This is a genomic window from Streptomyces sp. NPDC002835, from assembly GCF_053591995.1.
Map to the genome: position 1 here is coordinate 41,168 of NZ_JBSFUW010000001.1, position 24,116 is coordinate 65,283.

20 protein-coding genes, 3 tRNA genes and 4 pseudogenes are annotated in these 24,116 nt (G+C 71.9%); 17 read left to right on the top strand and 10 right to left on the bottom strand.

Going from position 1 to position 24,116, the window contains the following annotated elements; all coding sequences use genetic code 11:
- Positions 1-99: 99 nt before the first annotated feature.
- Complete coding sequence (locus ACWD01_RS00210) at positions 100-2,646, top strand: M14 family zinc carboxypeptidase (protein ID WP_451156474.1); 2,547 nt, start codon at positions 100-102, stop codon at positions 2,644-2,646.
- 103 nt (positions 2,647-2,749) lie between these two features.
- Here the strand turns inward: ACWD01_RS00210 and ACWD01_RS00215 are convergent, their stop codons facing one another.
- Both ACWD01_RS00215 and ACWD01_RS00220 read right to left on the bottom strand, forming a co-directional pair.
- Positions 2,750-3,172 carry an organic hydroperoxide resistance protein gene (locus tag ACWD01_RS00215; RefSeq protein WP_451156476.1) on the bottom strand — a complete coding sequence of 141 codons (423 nt, stop codon included), beginning with the start codon at positions 3,170-3,172 and terminating at the stop codon, positions 2,750-2,752.
- A 78-nt stretch (positions 3,173-3,250) separates the two neighbouring features.
- Positions 3,251-4,267 (bottom strand): NADP-dependent oxidoreductase, encoded by a 1,017-nt coding sequence (locus tag ACWD01_RS00220; protein ID WP_451156478.1) that lies wholly within the window; start codon positions 4,265-4,267, stop codon positions 3,251-3,253.
- 90 nt (positions 4,268-4,357) lie between these two features.
- Here ACWD01_RS00220 and ACWD01_RS00225 point away from each other — a divergent pair, with 90 nt between their 5' ends.
- Complete coding sequence (locus ACWD01_RS00225; protein WP_451156480.1) at positions 4,358-4,810, top strand: MarR family winged helix-turn-helix transcriptional regulator; 453 nt, start codon at positions 4,358-4,360, stop codon at positions 4,808-4,810.
- A 73-nt stretch (positions 4,811-4,883) separates the two neighbouring features.
- On the opposite strand, the gene ACWD01_RS00230 is transcribed toward ACWD01_RS00225, so the two are convergent.
- Positions 4,884-5,627, bottom strand: a complete 744-nt coding sequence (locus ACWD01_RS00230) for an SCO2400 family protein (RefSeq protein WP_451156482.1) — start codon at positions 5,625-5,627, stop codon at positions 4,884-4,886.
- Positions 5,628-5,758: 131 nt separating this feature from the next.
- Between ACWD01_RS00230 and ACWD01_RS00235 the strand changes: the two genes are divergently transcribed.
- The 6 genes from ACWD01_RS00235 to ACWD01_RS00260 all read left to right on the top strand — a co-directional run bounded on the left by ACWD01_RS00235 (position 5,759) and on the right by ACWD01_RS00260 (position 12,835).
- Positions 5,759-6,319 (top strand): hypothetical protein, encoded by a 561-nt coding sequence (locus ACWD01_RS00235; RefSeq protein WP_451156484.1) that lies wholly within the window; start codon positions 5,759-5,761, stop codon positions 6,317-6,319.
- Between the two features lie 106 nt (positions 6,320-6,425).
- Positions 6,426-7,469 carry a rod shape-determining protein gene (locus tag ACWD01_RS00240; RefSeq protein WP_451156486.1) on the top strand — a complete coding sequence of 348 codons (1,044 nt, stop codon included), beginning with the start codon at positions 6,426-6,428 and terminating at the stop codon, positions 7,467-7,469.
- Between the two features lie 164 nt (positions 7,470-7,633).
- Positions 7,634-9,061, top strand: coding sequence for a GAF domain-containing protein (locus ACWD01_RS00245; RefSeq protein ID WP_451157316.1), 1,428 nt, complete (start codon positions 7,634-7,636; stop codon positions 9,059-9,061).
- A 131-nt stretch (positions 9,062-9,192) separates the two neighbouring features.
- Complete coding sequence (locus ACWD01_RS00250) at positions 9,193-9,819, top strand: LysE family transporter (RefSeq protein ID WP_451156488.1); 627 nt, start codon at positions 9,193-9,195, stop codon at positions 9,817-9,819.
- A gap of 231 nt (positions 9,820-10,050) precedes the next feature.
- Positions 10,051-11,496 carry an acyl-CoA synthetase gene (locus ACWD01_RS00255; protein ID WP_451156490.1) on the top strand — a complete coding sequence of 482 codons (1,446 nt, stop codon included), beginning with the start codon at positions 10,051-10,053 and terminating at the stop codon, positions 11,494-11,496.
- Positions 11,489-12,835, top strand: coding sequence for a carboxyl transferase domain-containing protein (locus tag ACWD01_RS00260; protein WP_451156492.1), 1,347 nt, complete (start codon positions 11,489-11,491; stop codon positions 12,833-12,835). The genes ACWD01_RS00255 and ACWD01_RS00260 overlap by 8 nt, the downstream gene beginning before the upstream one ends.
- Here ACWD01_RS00260 and ACWD01_RS00265 read toward each other — a convergent pair.
- Together ACWD01_RS00265 and ACWD01_RS00270 are read right to left on the bottom strand one after the other, a co-directional pair.
- Positions 12,832-13,849, bottom strand: a pseudogene (locus tag ACWD01_RS00265) (IS481 family transposase). The gene ACWD01_RS00260 and the pseudogene ACWD01_RS00265 sit on opposite strands and share 4 nt — an antisense overlap.
- Positions 13,827-14,714, bottom strand: a pseudogene (locus ACWD01_RS00270) (MFS transporter); the annotation flags it as partial. The pseudogenes ACWD01_RS00265 and ACWD01_RS00270, both read right to left, overlap by 23 nt.
- Between ACWD01_RS00270 and ACWD01_RS00275 the strand changes: the two are divergent.
- Positions 14,652-15,571, top strand: a pseudogene (locus tag ACWD01_RS00275) (helix-turn-helix transcriptional regulator). The pseudogenes ACWD01_RS00270 and ACWD01_RS00275 sit on opposite strands and share 63 nt — an antisense overlap.
- A 131-nt stretch (positions 15,572-15,702) precedes the next feature.
- Here the strand turns inward: ACWD01_RS00275 and ACWD01_RS00280 are convergent.
- Complete coding sequence (locus ACWD01_RS00280; protein ID WP_451156494.1) at positions 15,703-16,071, bottom strand: MerR family transcriptional regulator; 369 nt, start codon at positions 16,069-16,071, stop codon at positions 15,703-15,705.
- Between the two features lie 55 nt (positions 16,072-16,126).
- Here ACWD01_RS00280 and ACWD01_RS00285 point away from each other — a divergent pair, with 55 nt between their 5' ends.
- From ACWD01_RS00285 to ACWD01_RS00295, 3 genes and pseudogenes are all read left to right on the top strand, one after another.
- The gene (locus ACWD01_RS00285; RefSeq protein WP_451156496.1) at positions 16,127-16,729 is read left to right on the top strand and encodes an RBBP9/YdeN family alpha/beta hydrolase; all 603 of its coding nucleotides are present in this window, start codon (positions 16,127-16,129) and stop codon (positions 16,727-16,729) included.
- Positions 16,726-17,137 (top strand): annotated as a pseudogene (locus ACWD01_RS00290) (helix-turn-helix domain-containing protein); the annotation flags it as partial. The gene ACWD01_RS00285 and the pseudogene ACWD01_RS00290, both read left to right, overlap by 4 nt.
- A 93-nt stretch (positions 17,138-17,230) precedes the next feature.
- A complete protein-coding gene (locus ACWD01_RS00295; protein WP_451157318.1) occupies positions 17,231-18,019 on the top strand; it encodes a VOC family protein in 789 nt (262 codons plus the stop codon).
- Positions 18,020-18,043: 24 nt separating this feature from the next.
- Here ACWD01_RS00295 and ACWD01_RS00300 read toward each other — a convergent pair whose 3' ends face one another.
- Positions 18,044-20,062: an RICIN domain-containing protein gene (locus ACWD01_RS00300; protein ID WP_451156498.1), complete on the bottom strand. Its 2,019-nt coding sequence runs from the start codon at positions 20,060-20,062 to the stop codon at positions 18,044-18,046.
- A gap of 431 nt (positions 20,063-20,493) precedes the next feature.
- Between ACWD01_RS00300 and ACWD01_RS00305 the strand changes: the two genes are divergently transcribed.
- The 4 genes from ACWD01_RS00305 to ACWD01_RS00320 all read left to right on the top strand — a co-directional run bounded on the left by ACWD01_RS00305 (position 20,494) and on the right by ACWD01_RS00320 (position 22,554).
- Positions 20,494-20,907: a VOC family protein gene (locus ACWD01_RS00305; protein WP_451156500.1), complete on the top strand. Its 414-nt coding sequence runs from the start codon at positions 20,494-20,496 to the stop codon at positions 20,905-20,907.
- Between the two features lie 104 nt (positions 20,908-21,011).
- Entirely contained in the window at positions 21,012-21,752 is a 741-nt protein-coding gene (locus ACWD01_RS00310) for a histone deacetylase (protein ID WP_451156502.1), read from the top strand.
- Between the two features lie 16 nt (positions 21,753-21,768).
- Positions 21,769-22,005: a hypothetical protein gene (locus tag ACWD01_RS00315; RefSeq protein WP_451156504.1), complete on the top strand. Its 237-nt coding sequence runs from the start codon at positions 21,769-21,771 to the stop codon at positions 22,003-22,005.
- A 360-nt stretch (positions 22,006-22,365) separates the two neighbouring features.
- A complete protein-coding gene (locus ACWD01_RS00320; RefSeq protein WP_451156506.1) occupies positions 22,366-22,554 on the top strand; it encodes a hypothetical protein in 189 nt (62 codons plus the stop codon).
- 594 nt (positions 22,555-23,148) lie between these two features.
- Here the strand turns inward: ACWD01_RS00320 and ACWD01_RS00325 are convergent.
- From ACWD01_RS00325 to ACWD01_RS00335, 3 genes are all read right to left on the bottom strand, one after another.
- Positions 23,149-23,225, bottom strand: a tRNA-Ile gene (locus ACWD01_RS00325).
- Positions 23,226-23,426: 201 nt separating this feature from the next.
- Positions 23,427-23,499: transfer RNA gene (locus tag ACWD01_RS00330), tRNA-Asn, on the bottom strand.
- A gap of 5 nt (positions 23,500-23,504) precedes the next feature.
- Positions 23,505-23,577: transfer RNA gene (locus ACWD01_RS00335), tRNA-Asn, on the bottom strand.
- Between the two features lie 173 nt (positions 23,578-23,750).
- Here ACWD01_RS00335 and ACWD01_RS00340 point away from each other — a divergent pair.
- Positions 23,751-24,050, top strand: a complete 300-nt coding sequence (locus tag ACWD01_RS00340; RefSeq protein ID WP_451156508.1) for a YtxH domain-containing protein — start codon at positions 23,751-23,753, stop codon at positions 24,048-24,050.
- Positions 24,051-24,116 lie beyond the last annotated feature (66 nt).

Consider the following 24,116-nt stretch of genomic DNA (forward strand, 5'->3'; position numbering starts at 1 on the left):
CGGCGGCCGAACCGGTAGACCCGGCGTACTGATCGTCACGGCGGACGTCCTCGGCGACCGCCGTGCCGACTTCTTCCGACAACGGAGGCTCGTAACCGCATGGGCTCATCCAGAACCGCACTGATCACCGCAACTCTTGCCGCCGCGCTCGCCGGCACGCTGCTCGCCCCGCTGCCCGGCGCCGCGGCGGCTCCGGCGGCGGACCGGCCACACCCGGTCAGGGAGCGGGCCGCTCCCGGGGAGGCGTCCGCGGCGGCCGAGGCTCCGCTCTACGCCGCCGCCGAGGCTCTCGGTTCGCGTACGCCGCGGCTCGACCGGCCGGGCGGCTATCCGCGCAGGACCGAGCTCGATCCACCACCGGTGAACCCGGCCGACAAGTCGACAAAGCTGGGTCTGGCTCCGTACCACTCGCTCGCTCCCCGCCTCAACGGACTCCAGGAGCTGAGCGACCGGGTCAGCGTCGAGATCGCCGGGCACTCGGCGGGCGGGCGCGAGCTGTATCTCGTCACCGTCACCGCGCCCGAGAGCGCGGGCCAGGCGCGCGAGCAGGAGCGGATGCGCGAGCGGATCGAGAACGTCCCGGCCGCGGCCGCCCGCGACCGGCGCATCAAGGCGGCGTACAAGACGCCCGTGTTCATCAACAACAACATCCACGGCAACGAGTGGGAGGGCACGGACGCCGCCCTCGAACTCATCGAGGAACTGGCGAGGGCCGACGACGCCGGGACGGCGGACCTGCTCGCGAAGACCCGCATCCACCTCAATGTCACGGCCAACCCGGACGGCCGGATCGCGGGCACCCGCGCCAACGCCGGCGGCTTCGACCTCAACCGCGACTTCATCACCGCCACCCAGCCGGAGACCCGCGCGATCCGGCAGATCGCCATCGACAAGCAGCCCGCCGTCATGCTCGACCTGCACGGGTACGTCAACGGCACGCTGATCGAGCCGACGACCCCGCCGCACGGCGAGAACTACGAGTACGACCTGTTCCTCAAGAACGCGTACGCGAACGCGCTCGGTATGGAGAAGGCCGTCAACGGCCTCGGCTACACGGCGGAGAAGGACGGGGTGCGGCCCGCCGTGATCCCGTTCCGGGACCAGCAGGAGGGATGGGACGACTGGCCGCCCATCTTCACGCCGCAGTACCTGCCCTTCCAGGGTGCCGTCGCCGCGCACACCATCGAGTTCCCACTGGCCGTCAACAACAACGCGTACAACACGCTGGCGGTCGAGGAGCTGCGCCGCCGGGCGGCGATCAACACCGACATCGCGGGCGCCGCGATGCGCGCGACGCTCGACCACACGCACAGGAACCGCGCGTCGCTGATCGCCGATCAGATCGAGACGTTCCGCCGTGGCGCCGCCGGCGAGGCACAGCGGCCGGTCTCCGAGGAGACCGTCCCGGGGGTGCCGGGCATCGGCCCCGAGGACGTCTACACCGCCGAGTTCCCCAGGGCGTACGTGATCCCCGCCGGCCGGCCCCAGCGGTCGGCCACCGCGGCGGCCCGGCTGGTCGACCACCTGGTCGCGGGCGACGTCCGGGTGGAGCGGGCGGTGACCTCGTTCCGGCTCGCCGGCCGCTCGTACCGCGCCGGGTCGTACATCGTCGACATGCACCAGCCCAAGCGCGGTATGGCCAACGTGATCCTGGCGGACGGCCGCGACATCAGCGCCGACGTCGGGGCCATGTACGACATCTCGGGCTGGAGCCTCGGCCTGCTGTGGGGCGCGGACGTGGACGCCGTCACCGCCGGCGCCCCGCGGGTCCGCACCCGGCCCGTCCAGGCGGCAGCGCCCACCGGGTACGTCGCCCCGCACGGCGACCTGCGGCTGCGGCTGGACGACCCGAAGGAGATCGCCGCTCTCAACTCGCTGCTGGAGCAGGGGGTGCGGGTCAGGCGCGCGGACGACGGCTCGGCGATCGTCCCGGGCTCCGCGCGCGGCCGGGCGGGCGTGCTCGCGGACCGGCTGGGGGTGGCCTTCCACGCCACCGCGGAGCAGGGCGGCGCGGTGCTGCACCGCACCCGGGTGGCGGCGGCCGTCACGGCGGGCGAGCTGTTCGCGCTCCGCGAGATGGGCTTCGACGTGGTCCCGGTCTCGACGGCCGTGCTGAACGCCGGCTTCGACTGGACGCGGGCCGACGTGCTGTACCTGTCCTCCGGGCTGGACCACGCGAAGCTGACCCCCGCCGCCCGCGCGGCGTTCGAGAGCAGCGGCGCCGGGGTGGTCGGACTCGGCGAGCGGGGCGCCGCGTTCAACCGGGCGGCGGCACTGCTCGACGTCACGGCGGTGGCGGGCAACGAGGACGCCAACGGTGTCGTCCGGGTGAGCAACGCGGGCGGCGCCATCACGGGCGGCGCCCCGGCGCACACCTTCGTCTACTCGCCGCTGTGGTTCACGGCCCTCGGCGACGGGGTGCGGGTGGACCAGTCGTACGGCACGGGCGACCCGCTGGTGTCGGGTCACTGGCGGGCCACGGCGGACGGCACGGGTGGTCCGGGCGACGCCGCGGGCCGCGCCTCCGTCGTCTCCGGCACGTCGGCGGCCGGCGTACCGGTGGCGCTGTTCGGCACGGAGCCGCTGTTCCGGGCACATCCGAAGGGCGTCTTCGCACAGATCGGCCGGGCGCTGCTGGCCGGTTGAGTCGCGCCGGGACACGCTGAGAGCCGCCCAGACATCTGAGGGCCGCTGAGACGCGCCGAGGGCCGCACCCCGGTCGGGGTGCGGCCCTCAGCCGTGCCGGATGTCAGACCGCGAGGTCGACCGTGATGTTGCCGCGGGTCGCCTTGGAGTACGGGCAGACCTGGTGGGCCTTCTCGATCAGGTCCCTGGCGGTAGCGGCGTCCACGTTCGGGATGCTCGCGGAGATCTTGACGATGAGGCCGAAGCCGTCGTCGTTCTTGCCGAGACCGACCTCCGCGGTGACCGTCGAGCCGGAGATGTCGGCCTTCTCCTGGCGGGAGACGACGACGAGGGCCTGCTGGAAGCAGGCGCTGTAACCGGCCGCGAACAGCTGCTCCGGGTTGGTTCCGGCGCCGCTGCCGCCCAGGGACTTGGGCGGCGTCACCGCGAAGTCGAGGGTGCCGTCGTCCGTGGCGACGCGGCCGTCACGGCCGTTCTCCGCAGTGGCGACAGCGGTGTAGAGCACCTCGGACTGCTGGATCGACATGAAGTCTTCCTCCTGCTGGTTCGCCGCGACTCGCGCCCACGATCGCGGCGGCTGGGCAAGAGCCTAACGGGTGAACCCTCAGCCGAGAGAAACGATCATCTTGCCGGTGTTCTCGCCCCGGAGCAGTCCGGCGAACGCGTCGTACCCGCGCTCGATGCCCTCGACGACGGTCTCGTCGTACGTGAGCTCGCCCGAGGCGATCCAGCCGGCGACGTCCTGGACGAACTGCGGCTGGAGCGCGGAGTGGTCGTTCACCAGCATGCCCTGCAGCCGCAGGCGCTTGCCGATGACGAGCGCCAGGTTGCGCGGGGCGGGGGTCGGCTCGGTGCTGTTGTACTGGGCGATCATCCCGCAGATGGTCGCGCGGCCGCCGACGTTGAACGAGGAGATCGCGGCCTCGAGGTGCTCGCCGCCGACGTTGTCGAAGTAGACGTCGATGCCGTCGGGCGCGGCCTCCTTGAGCTGCTCCGCGACCGGGCCGTTCTTGTAGTTGAACGCGGCGTCGAAGCCGTACTTCTCCACGAGGAGCTTGACCTTCTCGTCGGAGCCGGCCGAGCCGATCACCCGCGAGGCGCCCTTGATCCGCGCCATCTGGCCGACCTGGCTGCCGACGGCGCCCGCGGCGCCGGAGACGAACACCGCGTCGCCCTCCTTGAAGGAGGCGACCTCGAAGAGGCCCGCGTAGGCGGTGAGGCCGGTCATGCCGAGCACGCCGAGGTAGGCGGAGAGCGGTGCGAGCGAGGCGTCGACCCTGGTCGCATGCTTCGCGGGCACGTCCGCGTACTCCCGCCAGCCGAGCCCGTGCAGTACGTGGTCACCGACGGCGAAGCCCTCCGCGTTCGACGCGATCACCTCGCCGACCGCGCCGCCGTCCATGGGCCTGTCGAGCTGGAAGGGCGGCACGTACGACTTCACGTCGTTCATCCGGCCCCTCATGTACGGGTCGACGGAGAAGTGCAGGTTGCGCACGAGGACGCGGCCTTCCGCCGGCTCGGCGACGGGCGCCTCCCGCAGCGCGAAGTCCTCGGCCTTGGGCCAGCCGTGCGGACGGGCGACAAGGTGCCATTCACGGCCGGACGCGGGGAGTGCGGACATGCTGCGTGCCTCCTAGAAAAGCTTCATTACCTGAAACAACCATGCGCCTGAATATTTAAGGATGTCAAGTATCCGGGTACCCTGGTACGCATGGCCGCCCAGCGAACAGACCCCCTGACCCTCGAGGTCGTCGAGCTCATCGGCGCCGTCGTGGCCCGCTACCACTCCGAGTACGAGCAGGTGGCCGCCGACCACGCCCTCACCGGGGCCCAGGCGCGGGTACTGGCACTGCTGTCCATGGAGCCCACGCCCATGCGGCGCATAGCCAAGAAGCTCAGATGCGAGCCGTCGAACATCACGGGGATCGTGGACCGCCTCGAAGGGCGCGGCCTCGTGGAGCGCCGCCCCGACCCGGACGACCGCAGGGTGAAGCTGGCCGCGGCCACCCCGGAGGGCCGCAGCACGGCTCGCCGGCTGCGCGAGTCGCTGGACTTCGCGCGCGAGCCGCTGGCGCAGCTGACGGAGGTCGAGCGCGGGGTGCTGCGGGACCTGCTCAAACGGATGCTCGGCGAGACCCCGGCCGGGCCGGCGCCCGACGCCTGACGTCTGCCCCGGACCGCTACGGCGCGGCGCCCGGACGCACGAGCACCGCGCTACCGGACGCACGAGCACCGCGCTAAATGCACCAGAAGAGCCAGCGCTCACACGTCTTCGTCGGTTCCGGCTCGGGCTCCGGTTCGGGCTGCGGAGGCGGTGGCGGCTCCTCGCCGCCCGGATCCGCCGGGGCATCCGAGTCCCCGGGCTCGGGGGCCTCGGGGTCGCCCGAGGACGACGGCGACGGGGACCCGACACCGTCGGACGGGGAACCCGACGGCTCCGGGCCGTCGCCCTCAGCCTCTCCGCCCTCGCCGTCCGTACTCTTGCCGCCCTCGCCGTCCCCGGCGGCCGTGCGGGACTTGCCCGGTCGCGGCGAGCCGGACTTCGTGGTGGCCGATTCGCTCACCCGGTCCGGTCCGTCCGGCGACTCGTCCGAGGCGCTCGGTTCCGGCTCCGTCGTCTCCGCGACCGGATCCTCCCGGACCGCCGTCGCCGCGCCGTCGTCGCCGGACCCTTCGACGGCGAGCTCCGCCAGGCTCAGGGCACCGGCCGCCAGCACCAGGCCGACCGTGCCGAGCAGCACCTTGCGCCCGCGCCGTTTGCGGCCACGACGGCCCGCGGATCTGCGGCGCGGCGCGGCCTGCCGGCGCGAACGGCGCGGCCCGGGGCTGTCCGCCGGCTCGAGCGTCACGACCAGTTCCTGGACAGGTTCGGGCTCGGGGGCACTGGGGCTGAGGCGACGGAGCTCCTCGACGGGTGTGCCGCACCCGGCACAGGCCAGGGCGCCGTTGAGATGCCTTCCGCACGGGTGGCAGTAATCCATGGCGCCCGCAGGCTATTCGCAGCCCGGGGCCCTGAGGTGGGTCTCGCTGTGCAGATCCTGTGTGGAATGCAGCCCTCCACGGCGAGGCGGCTCGCCGTCGTCCACGCCGCCGACCGGGCAGGATGTCGGCCATGACCCCTGACGCCCCGTTCGGACCGCTCGACTTCCAACTGGTGCTGCTGCGCCGTATGGCCGACTTCCAGCCCGGTCTCGTCGAGGACGCCCGGCAGCGGCTCGGCGTCTCCATCGCGCAGATGCGCGAGGCCAATCGGCGCTGGCAGGCGAAGGTGCGCGCGCCCCGGTCGCGCGGGGCACTGGCGCGCTACCGCTCGGCACTCGGCGAGCCCGAGTCCGTCCACCGGCGGCGCATCGGCGACCTGGAGTGCGACGCCCTGTTGTGGCCCGTACCGCTCTGGCCGGACCTGCGCTTCGAGGTGCTCACCACCGGCGGCGGGGCCGTGTGGAACGAGTGGCTGGTACGCGCCCCGGGTGCGGCCGGCCCCGAGCTGCGCACGGCGGACGACCTCGTGCCGTGGTCGTGCACCGTGGACGAGGTCGCGAGGGCCTTCCCGCCGGCCCGCCCCATGGAGGGCTCGGCGCCGACCAGATGGCGGCTCGCGTTCACCCTGCCCGGCGGGGAGATGCGGGTCGCGGAGTTCACCTGGGGTCTGCTGCAACGGCTCACGGACTGATCTGTCGCCCCGTCAGCTCCGTACCCCCGACCGGCTCAGCCCAGCGCGCGTCCGGCCCGCGGTGATCGCACGATGCGAACAAGTACCGCACTCGGGAGGATCTGCCGTGACCGTCAGCCTTGAGCAGTTGCGACGTTGCCACCTGGCCGTCGATCTGGGCGCCGCCAGAACCCGCGTCTTCGTGAAGGGCGTCGGCCTCGTCGTCGACGAACCGAGCGTGGCCGCCGTCAACACCCGGACGGGAGCGCTGATCGCGGTCGGTACGCTCGCCGAGAAGATGACCGGCCGCACCCCCGGCTACATCCGCGTCGTCCGGCCCGTCTCCGGCGGCACCGTCGTCGACATCGAGATGGCCCAGCGGATGCTGCGTCATCTGCTGGGCGAGAAGCTCCGGCGCCAGCTGCGCCGCAAGCCCCGGCTCCGCGCGGCGGCGAGCACCCCGCACGACAGCGACCCGCTCTCGCAGCGCGCCACCGTGGAGACGCTGGTCGGGCTCGGCGCCCGCCGGGTCGAGCTGGTGGACACCCTCATCGCGGCGGCCGTCGGCTGCGGCCTGCCGGTGGAACAGCCCAGCGCGACCATGATCATGGTGTGCGGGGCCGCGACCACGCAGATCGCGGTCCTCTCCCTCGGCGCGATCGTCACCGCGACCCGTATCCCCATCGGCGGCAACGCCATCGACCACGCGGTGATCCAGCATCTGCGCCACCGTCACGAGCTGATGCTGCCCAGCCAGTCCGTACGCCCGCTCCAGCTGGCCCTGCACGGCAACGGTCTCACCCCGCAGGGACCGTCGTCGATCGAGATCCACGGCCGTGACGTCGCCACCGGCCTCGCCCGCTCCGTCCGCGTCGACACCGCGGCCGTACGGGAGGCGATCCACACCCCGCTCACCTCGGTGCTCGACGGGATCGGCAAGGTCCTCCGCGACTGCCCGCCGGACCTGGTCGCCGACCTGGTCGACCGCGGCATCATGATGGTCGGCGGCAGCGCGCTGCTGCCGGGCCTCGACCAGATGCTGCACAACGCGACCGGGATGACGGTCACCATCGCGGAACGGCCGGACACCTGCACGGTGCAGGGCCTCGGCGCGATGCTCGAGGGCCGGATCCAGCCTCTGGTCCTCGACCCACTGGCAGAGGCCGACTGACCGTGGCGAACGGCGCCCCGCCCGGCCCACCCGATCCGCAGAGCCCGCCCGGTCAGGAGGCCTCGGACGACCCGGACGCCGTCGAGGTCCCGGGCGGCGGCACCGGGGGTGTCCCCGCCGGGCGGGCGACCGGTTCGCCCCGGCTCGCCGCGTTCTTCGAGGCCGTGCTCGACATCGGCACCGACCTCGATCTGCGGACCACCCTCCAGCGGCTCGTGGACACCGCCGCCGAACTGACCGGCGCCCGGTACGCCGCGCTCGGCGTCATCGACCCCGAGCGCGGCCGCATCAGCGAAGAGCTCACGGCCACGGCGGGGCGGCAGCAGGCCGGCACCCTCCACGCCGGCGACGAGGCCCCGGCCGCGCCTCCCGCCGAGCCGCTGCGTCTCCCGGTCCGGGTCGGCTCCGAGGTCTTCGGCGACCTGCGGCTGACCGCCCCGCCGGGCAGGCGCTTCACCGAGGAGGACCAGGCACTGCTGCGGGTGCTCGCCGCGCAGGCCGGCATCGCGATCGGCAACGCCCGGCTGTACGAGACCGCCCGGCAGCACGAACGCTGGATCGAGGGCGCCGCGGCCGTCACCACGGCGCTGCTCTCCGGCGGGAGCGCCGACGACGCACTGACGACCGTCGCGGAGCAGGCCCGTATCCTCGCCGACGCCTCGGCCGGTGTGGTGCTCCGGCCCACCCCCCAGGGCGGCATGGAGATCGTCGCGGCCTCCACGCTGGACGACCCCGGTGACATCGTCGGCACGACGATCCGGCCCGGCCCCCCGGTGCTGGTCCAACTTCTCGGCGGCGAACCGGTGTTCATCGAGGACTCGGCGACCGATCCCCGGATGACCACGCATGTCCGCGGTCGCTTCGGGCCGAGCATGATGCTGCCGCTGCAGAGCGGCGGCCGGCTGATCGGCACCCTCGCTCTGCTGCGGCGGCGCGGCGGCCGCCCGTACACGGCACTGGAACGGCTGCTGGCCACGCAGTTCGCCTCGCAGGCCGCCCCGGCGCTGGTCCTCGCGGACGCCCGGCACAACCGCGAGCGGCTCGCCGTCTACGAGGACCGCGACCGGATCGCCCGGGACCTGCACGACCTGGTCGTCCAGCGGCTGTTCGCCACCGAGATGATGCTGGAGTCGACCCGCAGGAAGGCGGGGGCCGGGGAGACGGACGAGTTGCTGGGCCGGGCCGTCGACGAGCTCGACTCGACCATCCAGGAGGTGCGGACGACGATCTTCGCCCTCCAGCAGCCGCCCGCCGACGCGCCGACCACCTTCCGGGCCCGGGTGCTGTACGAGACCCGGGGCGCCGCCGTGCCGCTCGGCTTCTCGCCGTCCGTGCACTTCAAGGGGGCCGTCGACACGCTGGTGCGCGCACCCGTGGACCGCGAGCTGATCGCCGCCCTGCGCGGCGCCCTGGCCGCCGCCCACCGCCACAGCGGCGTCTCGTCGATCGACGTGGACGTCGACGCGACGGTACGGCTGCCGGGCGGGCAGCAGGGCGTACGGCTCACGGTCACGGACGACGGCGTGGCCGACGACGGCGAGCAGGGCACCACGGTGACCTGGTACCACGCGCTGGAGGGGTCCGGCGCGTAAGCCTGGTGCAGGCAGCGGCGCGTGAGTCTCGTGCGGGAAGCGGTGCATGACGCCGGTACGTGATCCGGCGCATGGGGCCGGTGCGTAATTGGGTCGCGCGGCGGACAGGCCGGGGCCGACAGTGGTGCGCCATGAGCGAGTTGTGGGCGACGGCGGCCGCCGGTGCGGTGGCCGGACTGGGCGTGGCGGTACCGGTCGGAGCGATCGGCGTGCTGCTGGTCCAGCAGAGCATGCGCGGCCGTCGCGGGGCGGTGGCCGCGGCGTCCGCGGTGGCGGTCGTCGACACGGCGTACGCGGCGGTGGCCACGGCTCTCGGCCCGCTGGTCGCGTCCGCGCTCTCCGGTGTGGAGGCATGGGTGCGGCTCGCCGCCGCGGTCGTCCTCGTGGGCATCGCGGCGCACGGGCTGCTCTCCGCGCGTACCAAGGCGCTGCCGGGCACGGAGCCCGGGGCCGCGCCGGGCGGCGGCTCCGTGCGGGTGTTCGCGCGGTTCGCCGCGCTCACCCTCGTCAATCCGACGACGGCCCTGTACTTCGCCGCGCTCACCACCGCCCAGGGGGCCGCCCTCAGCGGCGGCGCTGCCGGGGCGGTCTTCGTCGCCGGCGTGTTCGTCGCCTCGTTCGTGTGGCAGCAGTCGCTGGTGGCGGCCGGCGGCTTCGCCGGGGCCCGTATCTCGGACCGGGCGCGCGCGTGGACGTTCCGCGCGGGGTACGGACTGGTAGCCGTGTACGCGGTGAAGGTCGCGCTGCCGCTGCCGTAGGGGCCCGGCACCGGGGCCGCGGCCCGGCCGTCCTCCCCGTGGACGGCCGGCCGGGCCGTGGCTCTCCCCCGTGCTCCCCCGTGGCTCTGATCCTTTCGCGTCCGCCCGATCCGGCACATCGTTCACCGGAAGGAGAGATCCGCCACGGCGGCTCCACCGCAAGGGGGAGACAATGACTGCCGCGGGAGACCCAGCCGAGCACGGCACGCCAGACCACCAGGAGGTCGACGAGTGAGTTCCCTCTTCCCAGCGCTGACGCCCACGGCCCCCGACGCCGACCGGGTCGCCCTCCGCTTCGGGGAACGGTCCCTGACCTATGGGCGGCTGCGCGGCGCGGCCGGCGCCCTGGCGCTGCGGATCGCCGGGGCGGGGCGGGTGGCGCTGTGGGCCACTCCGACGCTGGAGACCGCGGTCGGCGCGGTGGCCGCCCTGCTGGCCGGCGTACCGGTGGTGCCGCTGAACCCGAGGACCGGCGAGCGGGAGCTGGCGCACATCGTCGCCGACAGCACGCCGACCGTGGTGCTCGCCGGGCCGGGCGACGAACTGCCCGCGGCACTGGCCGCGTTGGGGCGCATCGATGTCCCCGTGACGGGATCCGCCGGTGAACTGCCGCCGGAGGCGGCGGCCGACGACCCCGCGCTGATCGTCTACACCTCGGGCACCACCGGCCCGCCGAAGGGCGCGGTGCTGCCGCGCCGAGCGGTCGCAACCACGCTCGACGCGCTGCAGGACGCCTGGCAGTGGAGCGGTGACGACGTACTGGTGCACGCCCTGCCGCTGTTCCATGTGCACGGGCTGATCCTCGGCGTCCTCGGGCCGCTGCGCCGTGGCGGCGAGGTGCGCCACCTGGGCCGCTTCACCCCGGAGGGCGTGGCGCGGGAGCTGGGCTCCGGCGGCACGATGCTCTTCGGGGTGCCCACGATGTACCACCGGCTGGCCGAGGCGCTGGACGGCGACGCCGAGTTGACGAAGGCGCTGGCCGGGGCGCGGCTGCTGGTGTCCGGCTCGGCCGCCCTGCCGCTGCCCGACCACGAGCGCATCGCCGCGGCGACCGGGCGCCGGGTCGTCGAGCGGTACGGCATGACCGAGACCCTGATGAACACCAGCGTCCGCGTCGACGGCGAGGCCCGCCCGGGGACCGTCGGCGTGCCGCTGCCGGGGGTCTCGCTCCGGCTCGTCGAGGAGGACGGCACCGAGATCACCGTCCGCGACGGCGAGACGATCGGCGAGATCCAGGTGCGCGGCGACAACCTGTTCACGGAGTACCTGAACCGCCCCGACGCGACGGCCGCGGCCTTCGACGGGGACTGGTTCCGGACCGGCGACATGGCCGTGCCCGAGCCGGACGGCTATGTCCGCATCGTCGGCAGGAAGGCCACCGACCTGATCAAGAGCGGCGGCTACAAGATCGGAGCCGGTGAGATCGAGAACGTGCTCCTCGACCACCCCGCCGTCCGCGAGGCCGCCGTGACGGGCGAGCCGGACACGGACCTGGGCGAGCGCGTGGTCGCCTGGATCGTGGCCGCCGATCCGCAGGCGCCACCGTCCGCGGCGGAACTGGCGGACCATGTCGCCGCCCAGCTCGCACCGCACAAGCGGCCGCGGACGGTCCGGTTCCTGGACGTCCTGCCGCGCAACGACATGGGCAAGGTCATGAAGCGGGCCCTCCATGGCTGAGCGCCTGTCCGCCCGCGAGGCGATCGCCGCGGTCTGCGACACCTTCGCCGAACAGGAGCCGGCCGAGGTGCCCGGCACCGGTGACGGCCCCATCGGCTGGGAGGGCTACGGCGCCCAGCGCGCCCGCGCGTCGCGCCGGACGGGCTCCGCGGAGTCCGTCGTGTACGGCACGGCCACGGTCGGCGGCACCGCGTGTGTGCTGATCTCCTTCGAGTTCGGCTTCCTCGGCGGCTCCCTGAGCGAACGCGCCGGGGACCGGCTGGAGGCCGCGTACACGCTGGCCCGTGAGCACCGGCTGCCGCTCGTGTCGCTGATCGCGACGGGCGGCAGCCGGATGCAGGAGGGCATGGTCGCACTGTCCCAGCTGCAACGGGTGGCGCGCGCGTCCGCGCTGCTGCGCGAGGCAGGGGGCGCGCACATCGCGGTGCTGCGCGACCCGACCACGGGCGGCGGCTGGGCCACCCTGGGCGCGGGCGCGGACGTCGTCCTGGCCCTGCCCGGCGCCCAGGTCGGCTTCGCCGGGTCCCGCGTACGTCCGGCGGACGCGGACCCGGCGGCGTACACGGCCGAGGGCCAGCTGGCCGCGGGCCAGATCGACGCCGTCGTCCCGCCGGAGGCGCTGCGCGACACCCTGGCGTTCTGGGTGACGGCGCTCGGCGCGGCCGCCGAGGGGAGCCGTCCGGAGGCTGTGGCGCCGCCGCGGGCGCTGGTGGCGCGCGGGACGCTGCCGCAGGATGGGTGGGACGCCGTGCGGCAGGCGCGCGCGGCGGAGCGGCCGCGGGCCGGCGCGTATCTCGACGACTACTTCGCACGGCGCGAGCCGCTGCGCGGCGACCGGTGCGGCGGTGACGACCCCGGGATGCTGTGCGGTGTCGGCCTCAGGGACGGACGGCCGGTGGCGTACGCCGCGCAGTGCGGCACGGCGACGACGCCCGCCGGGTACCGTACGGCGGCCCGCGTGGTCCGGCTCGCCGACCGGCTGGGGCTGCCCGTGCTGACGCTCATCGACACGCCCGGCGCCGCCAACGGCGCGGACGCCGAGCGCTCGGGCGCGGGCGCCGCGATCGCGGAGCTGTTCGGAGCCGTCGCCGCCGCGCGGACGCCGCTGACCAGCCTGCTCATCGGCGAGGGCGGCTCTGGAGGGGCGCTGGCGCTCGCCGCGCCGGGCAACACCTGGGCCACACCGGACAGTTACTTCTCCGTCATCGCGCCCGAGCTCGCCGCCGCGATACTGAAGCGCACCCCCGACCAGGTGCCGCACACCGCCGACCAGCTGCGGCTGCGGCCGCAGGACCTGGTGGAACTGGGCGTCGTACGGGGCATCGTAGGGACCGACTAGCCGTATGAGGGCCGGACGTTGGTGACGCACGCCGACGAGCGTGAGGCTGGCGGCCGTCCGCCGGCTCCGCTGTGGGGCCGGTGGTAGTTGTAGTGGATGTTCCAGCCAGCGATCGCAGCCGAACGGGCGGCCTCGCTGGTGAACTCCCGGGCGTAGAGCAGTTCCTCGGCCAGGATTCGCTGATAGCGCCCCACCTTCCCGTTGTGGCGGGGCGTGCAGCGCTTGGTCTTCTGGTGCCGTGGCTCGCCACCGCCTATGCGTGCGAAGTCGCCTGATCGGTAGCAGGCACCGTTGTCGGTGACGACCCGGCGGACGTGGGTGATGCCGTGTGCGGCGGACCAGACCTTGGCTCGGGCGAAGAAGGCCGCCGCGGTCGCTCCCTTCTCATCCGCGAGGGGCTCGGTGCAGGAGAGCCGGGAGAAGCCGTCGACGACCGAGTGGAGGTAGGTGTAGCCGCGTTTCGCCCCCTGACTTCGCCCGACCAGCGGCTCTCCTGATCGCTGTCGCGACCGTGGACGCGCCACCCTCCGCCGTCAGGGATTCGGCCGACCTTCTTGACGTCCAGGTGGACCATGTGGCCGGGCCGGCGAGCGGTGATCTTCCCCGGCTTGCGGTTGTTGTCCCCGTTCGGGTCAATGAATCGGCGTCTGCCAAGGCCCAGTCGGGTGAGGTGTCGGGTCACGCTGCGGCGGTTGATCGCAAAGCCGAGGTCGGCCAGTTCGTCGGTGATCCGCTGGGCGGACCACTTGTGCTCGCGTCGCCGGGTCTCGATCTGCTCGATGACCCAGGCTGGTGTCGCGGTCGGGCTCGCGTGCGGTGTCGAAAGCCGGTCTTGCAACCCGGCGCCTCCGTGACGTCGCCAACGGTTGACCCACTTCGAAGCGCACGCCGGGGAAATTCCCATCTCTGCTGCGACGTGAGCGATCGGGCGGTCGTGCAGCGCTCGATAAGACGTCACCGGCCTTCGACTGAGAGAGGTGCGTTGGCGTGGTCATCGGGTCTCAGCCGTCTCATTCTCAGCCGCGGTGACTTCGGCCGGTCGGGGCAGCCAGCGGAGCGCGACGAGGCCGAGGATGAGATGCAGGACGCTGGCTGCCACCGCGGCGACGTGCAGTCCGGTGAGGAAGGCCGACTCGGCTTCGGTCACGATCGCCGCTGTCAGTTCAGGTAGCTGGAGTGTCTCGTCGAGGGTTGGGGCGAGGTCGGGGCCTTGGAGGCGGAACAGCACAGCTGCCAGCGAACCGAGCAACGCGATGCCGAGAGCATTGCCGATCTCGTTGCTGGTCTCCGCGATCGCGCCTGCGGATCCGGCGCGTTCGGGAGGGACTGCGGCAACGGCGGTGTCGGCGACGACAGCGAAGGAAACGCCATAGCCGAGGCCCGCGACCGCGGTGGATGCGACGTACCAGCCGATTCCGCCTGTGATGGTGGTGGGCAGCAGAAGCAAACCGGCGGCGATGGAGAAGTGGCACACGAGCAGCGCGGCGCGCTTGCCGACGCGGTCGACGACCAGCGGGGTCACGATGCAGGTGGTGGTGAGTACGACGGCTCCCGGCAGCGCCCAGAGCGCGGTCTGCAAGACGGGGACGTCGAGGACAGACTGCAGGTAGATCCCGGCCAGGTACGCGGCAGCTGACCATGCTGCGAGCGGCAGCAGACCGGTGATGACGGCGACGGTGAAGATCCGGTCGCGGAAGAGTGAGAAGTCGATGAGCGGGTGCTCCAGTCGCCGTTGCCGTAGACCGAACCACGCCAGCACGGCAATGCCCGCAAGCACGGTGGCCACGGCGGTAACTGTCAGCCCTTGGGCGGCCGCGTGCTTGACGCCGTAGATCGCCAGCAGGAGCCCGACCGCGGAGGTCACGACGCTGGCGGCGTCGGCAATAGTCGGCGCGTTCCAGGGCTGCGCCGAGAAGAACTGGCTCACCTCGCAGGCGTCAGCGCCGGCTATTACACGCGGTTGGAGCAGGGGCAAGCGGGCACAGCCTCGGCGCAGGTTCTCGACGCACTGGCCCGGGTGCTGGAACTGGACGAGGTCGAGACAGTCCACCTGCACAACCTCGCCCGCCAGACCGACCGGTCCGGCCTCGCCGAACCGCCCGTCGAACATCCCCATCCTCGTGTGCTCGCGCTGCTCGACTCACTGGGCGAGGCTACTCCCGCGACGTGCTCGGCAGGCGCGGGGACGTGCTCGCCTGGAACCGCACGGGTCACGCGCTGCTCGCGGAGCACATGGAATGTGACGCCCCTGCAGACCCGGCTCGTCGTCCTTCCATCCCGCGGATGTTCTTCCTCGAGCCGCTCACCCGGGACCTGCACCGCAACTGGGCCGAGCTCGCGCGCGTCCACGTCGCGTACCTGAGGCTCACCGCCGGCCGGTTCCCGACCGACGCGCGACTGGCGAACCTCATCGGCGAGCTCACCATGCGCAGCGACCAGTTCGCCCGGATGTGGGCAACCGGAGAGGTCGCCGACTGCACCACCGGCGACATGCACCTGCAACACCCCACCGTCGGTACCGCGAGCATCGCCTACCAAGTGTGGCTCCAGCCCGACAGCCCAGACCACCGCCTCGAGATCTACACCCCCAACGACGCATCCTCAGCAGACGCACTCCACCTCCTCACCCGTCACATCGCGGGCGAGGACGACTCCAATATCAAAGGGACCGAACAGCCCGCCCCTGGTCGAGGTCACGATCGATCCGTCGACAACCTCGCGCCCCGCAACAACTAGCTCTTGCTGGCCATGACGTTGTTGCCATTGGCCCGGCCGCGCGTGGAGCTGTACGAATGTGACCAGACGGGAAGCGGTTCGGAACCTGGTTCGGGCCATGCACGGCTGGTGTAGGCAGGTCCTGTTTGCCGCTACAGCATGTCCGGTCTCCAGCGAGCGGAGGCGAGTGCCGAAAGTCGCTGCCGTGTCTCCCTGAGCGAGGCTTCCTTGACGTCAAGGCGTCGCGCCAGGGCATCCAGCTCGGCCCGAAGGTCGGGGCACATCTCGAGGGACACACCGTGCTCGCCCGAACGAGCGCAATCGAGGTAACGGCGGATGGTTTCGGTCCCGAGGCCTGCGGCGATCATCGTCTTGATCTGGGCCACACGCGCGATGTCGGAATCGGTGTAGGCCCTGTAGCCGTTGCGGTCGCGCTCGGGGACCAGGAGCATGCAGTCTTCATAGTGGCGCAGCGCTCGCGCTGTCACCCCGGTCAGCTCGGCGAGTTGGCTGATACGCACGGGTCCTCCTGTGATTTGACCTTCACGCTGGCGTGAAGCCTTACCGTCCAGCGCCATGACACTGAAGACAACCCGGCAGCGGGCCACGATCATCCACGGCTACGCCGCAACACCTGAGGACCATTGGTTCGGATGGCTGGCCGCGCAGCTCGACGCCCGTGGCATTCCTACGACCGTTCCTGCCCTTCCGGACTCCGAGGCGCCTGACCCTGATCGCTGGCTGGCAGCCGTGGCAGCCGGCGTCGGTACGCCGGATGAGGGCTCGACCCTGGTGGCGCACAGCCTCGGCTGCATCACGGCGCTGCGCCATCTCTGCTCCCTGGCGGGTCCGTGGCGTCTTGGTGCGCTCGTGCTCGTCTCAGGATTCGTCGACACGCTGCCGGCCCTTCCGACGCTGGACTCTCACATCGGCAAGCCGCTGGATCTGGCCGGGATCCGCAACCACGTCGACAGACTCACCCTGATCCGGTCGGACGCGGACCCTTACGTACCACCGAGCCACACCGACCGCCTTGCCGATCTCCTGGGGGCATCGTCCCAGGTCATTCCCGGAGCCGGCCACTTCCTCGCGTCCGACGGTGTGACGTCGCTCCCCGCGGCCCTCGCGGCTATCGCATCGTCCCGAAGGACCGACGGAGAGCTGACGAGAACGAGATGACACACCGCAACGCGCCACTCTCTCTCCCGAGGGGCGACGTCGACTTGTGGAGCGCTGCAAGTCACGCCCGATCGCTCATGTCGCCGCGGAGATGGGCATCTCGCGGGCGACCGCTTCGAAGTGGGTGCACCGCTACCGCCAGCACGGCGACCTCGGTCTGCTGGACCGCTCCTCAGCACCAGACACCAACCCTCCGCGATTCCAGCAGACGTGGTCAGCCGGATTGAGAACATGCGACGCGAGAACAAGTGGTCTGCCGCTCGAATCACCCATGAGCTGGCATCTGAAGGGACCGAGATCTCCCGCCGCACCGTCACTCGGCACCTCGCCACACTTGGACTCAGTCGGCGAAAGTTCATTGACCCCAACGGCGAGAGCAACAGGGAGCTGAGGAAGATCGTCGCCCGTCGGGCTCCCCGGCCGCCGCGCCTGACGGGCGGTGGGGTGCCCGTCCGCCTAGCGTGCCAAGGAGAGACCGACTCGCAGGAAGGCTGGGAGACGATGGCAGCGCACCCCGAAGGAACGCCCTGCTGGGCCGATGCGATGTTCCCCGACGTGGAGGCCGCGAAGCGGTTCTACGGCGAGCTGCTCGGCTGGACCTTCGACGAGGGCTCGCCGGAGTTCGGCGGCTACACCCAGGCGTTCTCCGACGACCGGGCCGCGGCGGCCCTGGTGCCGCGGCTGCCCGGGACCGGCGGGCCGCCGGCCTGGAACCTCTACCTCGCCTCCGACGACGTGGCGGCCACCGCCGGGCGGATCCAGGACAACGGCGGCGCGCTCCTGATGGATCCGATGCCGGTCGGCTCCTTCGGCACCATGGTCACGGCGGAGGACCCCAGCGGGGTGTTCTTCAGCGTGTGGCAGCCGGGCAGCCACGCCGGCTTCGGCACTACCGGCGAGCCGGGTGCGTACTGCTGGGCGGAGGTCACCACCAGGGACGTGGAGAGGGCGGACCACTTCTTCCCCGCCGTCTTCGGCTACGAGGCGAAGCGGATGCGGCACGAGTCGGTCGACTTCAGCCTCTGGCACCTCGGCGGCGAGCCGGTCGCGGGACGGCTGCGCATGACGGACGACTTCCCCTCCGACGTCCATCCGTACATGAACGTCTACTTCGGTGTGGCGGACTGTGACGCGGCCATCTCCAAGGTCACGGAGCTGGGCGGCACGGTGCGGCGGGGTCCGCTGGACAGCCCGTACGGACGGTACGCGTCGGTCGTGGACCCGCAGGGCGCCGCATTCTCCGTCATCGACCCCGCCACGACCGCCGGTGAGCAGCCCGAGTTCACCTGACCGGCTGCCCCGGGCCCGCCGGCGTCACCGCGGCGACCGGGGCTCGCTCGGCCGGGTCCCCTGGTCGCCCTGGGACTGCTGGAACTGGTGAGGCTGCTGGGACTCCTGGGCGGCGGGCCCTTGGGGCGCGCCGATCAGCGTGCGGCCCACGACGGCCGTCACCACCGGCGGACGGCTGTACTGGGCGTCGGGTCCGGTGCCGGGGCCGGGCGGCGTGTCGTCGGCCAGGCGCGGACTGCCGTCGACCACGTCCTCCGGCCGCTCCCCCGGCCTCCCCTCCCCGGTGGCACCGGGCAGGGCATCGCCAGGGGGCCCTCCCGGGACGTCGGGCGCGCCGGCGCGCGGGGCGTCCGGCCTCTCGGGGCAGGTCTCCGGAACGCATCCGTCCACGTCCGCGCGCGGGACGCTGACCTCCTCCGCGTACGGCGCGGTCCCGTGGGCGCCCGACTGCTGCCGCTGCACCCCGGGCGCGGGGCCCGTCTGCCAGACCTGGGCGGGCGACTCGTCGCGGACCTTGACCACCACGGAGGTGCCCGGCTCGGTCGACACGGGCATCAGGGCCAGCCCTTCGTTCCACCGCGGAATCACCTGCCCCTGGATGGTCAGGTCGTAGCGGACGTCCACGGCGTCGGGTGCGGTGCGGCTCGTGCAGCCGTCCAGGACGACGATGCCGTCGAGCCCGTGGGAGTTCAGGCAGAGCGCGGGCGCGGCCGAGCTGCGCAGCCGGCCGTCGGTCTCGTACACCCACTGCTGGGTGGGCGCCGAGGAGCAGGTCGTCATCGTCGCCTCGGAGCCGGCCGTCGGCTCACGGTCGGCGATGTCGAGGCACAGCCCGGCCTCGATGTTGCGGAGCCGGGTGTTCAGCGGCCCGGCCGGGAGGTTGGCCGAGGTGGCGGACGGCCGGGGCTCGGCGGCCGGCGGGGCGGACGTCCCGGCGCCGGAGGCGGGGGGCGCGGTGCCCGTGACCGCGCCGCTGGGGACGACGGAACCGGCGTGGTTCTCGTCCTGCGGCCAGAGGGCGGACGCGAGCGTGATGACGAGAATTCCGGTCGCCGCGGCCGCGGCCCCGACGGCGAACGCTCCGGGCGCGACGCCGGCGGCTGCCATGCGCCGGCCCCGCAGGGCGAGGCCGCGCAGTGACCGCGGGCCGGTGCCGCGCGAGTGCCGGCCACCGCCGCGCGGGGTTCCGGACCCGGGTCCCGGCCGGGGCCCGGCCACGCCCTGGGCGCGGGCCTTGCGCCGCCGCCCTGGGCGCGAGTCGAGGTACTGCTGGGCCGCGCCGCCGAGGAGCGCCTCCGCGAGCAGCACGCCGAGCCGCCCGTCGGCCTGCCGGAGCTGGTCGGCGGCGTACCGGCAGTACGCGCACTCGGAGAGATGCACCTGGATGTCGGGGATCAGCGCTCCGCCGCGGCGCAGCGAGATGTCGAGGAGGCGGTTGTAGTGTCGGCACTCGGCGGTCGGCGCGTACTCCCGGTGGACCCGTACACAGGTCTGCCGGAACTGTTCGCGCGCCTGTCCGAGTTGACCGGAGGCGGCGCGGGGATCAATTCCCAGCAAACCAGACGGTATGGATATGCCCTCCGCCTCGACCTCCGCATGCCAGAGCAGAACCTGGGCGACCGGCTGCATTGCGTGGAAAGCGCGCGAGACCAACTGCCTATTCTCCTGCGGACCTTCCGGATTGAGCAGACCGGTCACCACGGCCGCGACCCGCTGGTCGCCCGCCCACGCCTTGGCGATATGACGGGTGGTCACCAGCAGATGGGGCCGCAGAGCGCCGGCGGCGCCGTTGCGTGCCAGATTCTCCAGCAGCTGCGCGAAAGCGGCGGCGGTCAGCATGGAGGCGGTTCTGTTCGACGCCGAGCATATGGAGGCGTACTCGAACACGGGCTGCCAGTGCCGGGCGAGCAGTGTGGCCACGGGCTGGACTTCCTGGGCCCCGCCACCTGCCTGTACGGCGCTGGCGAGTTCCTCGTCCGAGACGCCGGCGGCGCGGCCGGGCCGCGGCGAGGGCGAGTTTCCTGGCGTGCGGGGATGATGCATCGACGTCTTTCCATCCATGACAAAGCGGTGGGGGGTTGCTGTGTGCGGTCGAAAGGAGTGCGCCGGGTTGGTACACACCTTCGAGCGGGCGGTTCGGCACTCTTTTGGAGTTGACCGCCGCAAAGAAATTCGAACAGCTGATCCGGGCAGCGCTTGTTCGGTTGTGAGACGGCTCACCCTTGCACAACTCGCCTGCGACTAACAAGAGTTCCTGAACTTCGACCATTCATGAGGCGCCAGTCAAGACATCTTCCGGGCGAGGACAACGCTTTCTGGAACTCGAGTAAGTACAACAATGCAGAAGCATTGCGACGACCCCGGTTGACGAAGTCGCCGCGCGCGTCCGTCCACGGCCGCGTGTGCGGCGCGGATGAGCGAGGCCCGGACATTTACCCTGCGGGAACCGGTCCACCGAACAAAAGGATCAGATCATGCCATCTCGCCTCAACCCCTACATCAGCTTCGACGGCAACGCCCGCGAGGCCCTGGAGTTCTACAAGAGCGTCCTCGGCGGCAACCTGCGACTGAACACCTTCGGTGATTTCGGCGGACAGGCGCCCGGCGAGGCGGACAAGATCATGCACGGCATGCTCGAGACCGACCGCGGCTTCACCCTGATGGGAGCCGACACCCCGCCGGGCATGGAGTACAAGCCCGGCAACAACTACTCCGTCAGCATCAGCGGCGACCACGCCGACGAGCTCCGCGGCTACTGGGAGAAGCTCTCCGCCGACGGCACGGTGAGCGTCCCGCTGGAGAAGCAGATGTGGGGCGACACGTTCGGCATGTGCATCGACCGGTTCGGCGTCTCCTGGATGGTCGACATCATCGAGACCCAGGCCTGACCCACCCGCCGGCCGGCCGGATGCGCCCCGCGCACCCGGCCGGCGGTGGTACCCATGGAGGTACACCCCCCGACCGCCCCCGACCGAACGCAGCGGAGCCGTCCGTGGCCACCGTCCACCGCCTCACCCACGCACCACCCGGCCGGCCGCGTCCCCCGGACCGGATCTGGTACGCGTCGTACGGCTCGAACATGGACGCCGCCCGGCTGCGGTACTACCTCCGCGGCGGCAGACCGCCCGCCGCCGCGCGGACCTATCCCGGCTGCCGCGACCCGCGCCCGCCGCTGCGCTCGGAGGCGATCGAGTTCCCGGGCCTGATGTACTTCGCCACCGAGTCGCCCGTCTGGCGCGGCGGCCGGGCCTTCTACGACGAGGCCGCCGACGGCGCCGTCTGGGGCCGCGCGCACCTCATCACCCCGGGACAGTTCTCCGACATCGCCACCCAGGAGATGTACGAACCCCCCGGAGCGAACCTCGACTTCACGGAGGTGCTCGCCGACGGCAGGTCGGTGCTGGGCCCGGGCCGCTACGAGACCCTGGTGCTCCTCGGGCACCTCGACACCGTCCCGGTGCTCACGTTCACCGCGCCGTGGCGCCTGTCGGAGGTCCCCCTGACCAAGCCGTCGGGCCCGCATCTGCTGCATCTGGCCCGCGGACTGCTCACGGACGGAGTCCGGGACGCACCGTCCGTGACGCGCTATCTCGCCAGTTGTCCCGGCGCGGCGGACGCCTGGTCGCCCGGCGACATCGCCGCCCTGATCGCAAAGCCGGGCCCCGGCCCCCGGGCGGACCGGCGTCCGTCGCGCGAGGCCGGTCGAGTGGTTCGTCACTCCGATACGACCTGAAACAGGCGTCCCGCAGATGGACGGGCCCACCGACTTCAACCAGCTCGAGATCGAACGCGGCGACCTCACCCGGATCATCCGCGCCACAGCGGAGGGACCCAACGCCTGTAAGAAGATGGTCAATTGCCACGCCGTCGGCGGGCTGCCGACCCCCACCCCGATCGTCGGCGACGGGGTCCAGCGCTCGGTGGACTGGGGTCTGAGCGCGTCCCTGAACGATGACAGCGCCAAGGTCGACGCAGAGACCCTGTGAGTACGAGGACCACCTCCAGGCGATCATCGAGCAGTGGTACCAGAACGGCATGAGCGGAGGCCGACAAGTCGATGGGACAGTGACCGATGGAGAAGAAGTGGCTACCGCTGACCATCGTGCTCGGCGTTGCCGGGGTGGCCGTCCTGACGGCGAGCTTCTGGCCTGACGACGAGGAGAAACCGCCGCTGCCGCAGACCCTGTGCCATGGCGCGCTCAGCCGGCAGACGGCGGAGCTGATCGACGACGGCAAGGGGGGCGAGGTCAGCGCAGAGGAGTGGGAGAGCAAGGGCAAGAGCACCGATTACCGTCCCACTCGGCCCCGGACTCACCGGCTGGGCGCTCCCCGACCAGGCCGAGGCCATGCTGCCTGCCGGCTGCGCCGCCCGCATGGGCTCGACCGCCCCGTATGTCACGGTGACGCTCCTCGTACCCTCGAAAAAGGGGGAAGAGAAGGACCTCGTCGACCGGAACACCGCGATCCGCAACAACGCGGCCGTGGTGCGGGAAGCCGCCGCCAATCTCGCCAAGGAGTACGGCTGCGCCGCCTGACCGTCGCCTGACCGGTCAGTCCGCCCGCCGCCGCGCCTCGCCGCGGCGGCGGGTGGGCCGGGCGCGCTGACGCGCAATGCCGTTGACCTGCGTCGGCCGCGGTGCTGCCCCTCACGCCAGCCGGAAGGCAGCGCCACCTGAAGGTCGGCGACGACAGCCAGGCCCTGCCCCGGTAGGGCAGGCGGCAGTTCAGGCGCGTGCCGCCTCATCGAAGCCACTGCTCCACCTCACCCAGGAGTTCCTGGCCGAGCTGGAGCGTCACCTTCGGGCGTGTGCCGGTTCGCCACAGCGAGCGTAAGACTTCCCCGCACGGTGGTCAGCTCTTCGGGCATGCGGCGCTCGGTGATGCTGCGGCCGATCCCGTCCCGGGCGAGTCGGGCGAAGGCTGCGCCGCCGGCCTCACCGAGGGCGTGTGCCCGGTAGGTGAGTGTCCTGCGGCGCAGAAGCGGATACCAGGCAGGTCAGATCGTTCTGCACCAAGCCGCGGGAAGCATCCGGGTGATGCTGGCGTGTCGCCACGACACCCCGGTCACCGGGGGTGCACCGTGGACGCGGGTCGCGCGAGGGCGAAACCTTCCTGCGGTCCACGAGCCGTGGTGGGGCGGGTGGGACTCGAACCCACGGCCGACGGATTATGAGTCCGCTGCTCTAACCGGCTGAGCTACCGCCCCTAACGGCGCGTCGCGCACATTTGTGCGCGCCGTCTGCCGCAGCATAGCCGGTCATACGATCTCCTGCTCCGCATGGCCGACCACGTCTGACCATGAGGACTGCGCTGCCGCCTGCGCGGTTCCGGGTGTAGCGCAGAACACATGAAAGTCACATGAACCGGATACGAGAAAGAGGGTCCCGAGGGACCCTCTTCTGCTCTGCTCCCCCGGCTGGACTCGAACCAGCAACCCTCCGGTTAACAGCCGAATGCTCTGCCAATTGAGCTACAGGGGACTGCGCTCCCCCGACTGGACTCGAACCAGTAACCTGCCGGTTAACAGCCGGCTGCTCTGCCAATTGAGCTACAGGGGATTGCTGCGTGTGCACCGAGCGTACCTACCCCGGGCGTCCCAGGGGGCGCGCGCTCGCTGCGACACATACATTAGCGCAAGCAGGGGGGTGCTCCGCCAATCGGTACGGCGCCGGGTGATCACAGCTCCCGACGGGTAGGCGGGCAGCACCGACGCAACGGAAGGGTGTCACCCATGCGGTACAAGCTCACGTTCGTCGCCGGACTGGCCATCGGCTTCGTGCTCGGGACACGGGCCGGGCGCGAGCGCTACGAACAGCTCAAGAAGTCCGCGCGTCAGATCTCGCAGAACCCCGCCGTCCGCAACGCGGCCGAATCCGCCGCGCTGGGCGGCCGTGAAGCGGCGGGCAAGGCCTACCACGCCGTCAGCGACAAGGTCGGCGACCGGGTGCCCGAGTCCGTGGCGGGCCGGGTACGAGCGCTCCGGGAGCGGGGCGGCGGGGCCGAGGACGACTGGGGAACCACCAATACCTGAGGCGACCGGTGCCTGGCCTCGGCAGGCGTGACGTCACCCAGCGCCCGCGTACGGCAGAATTCCGGA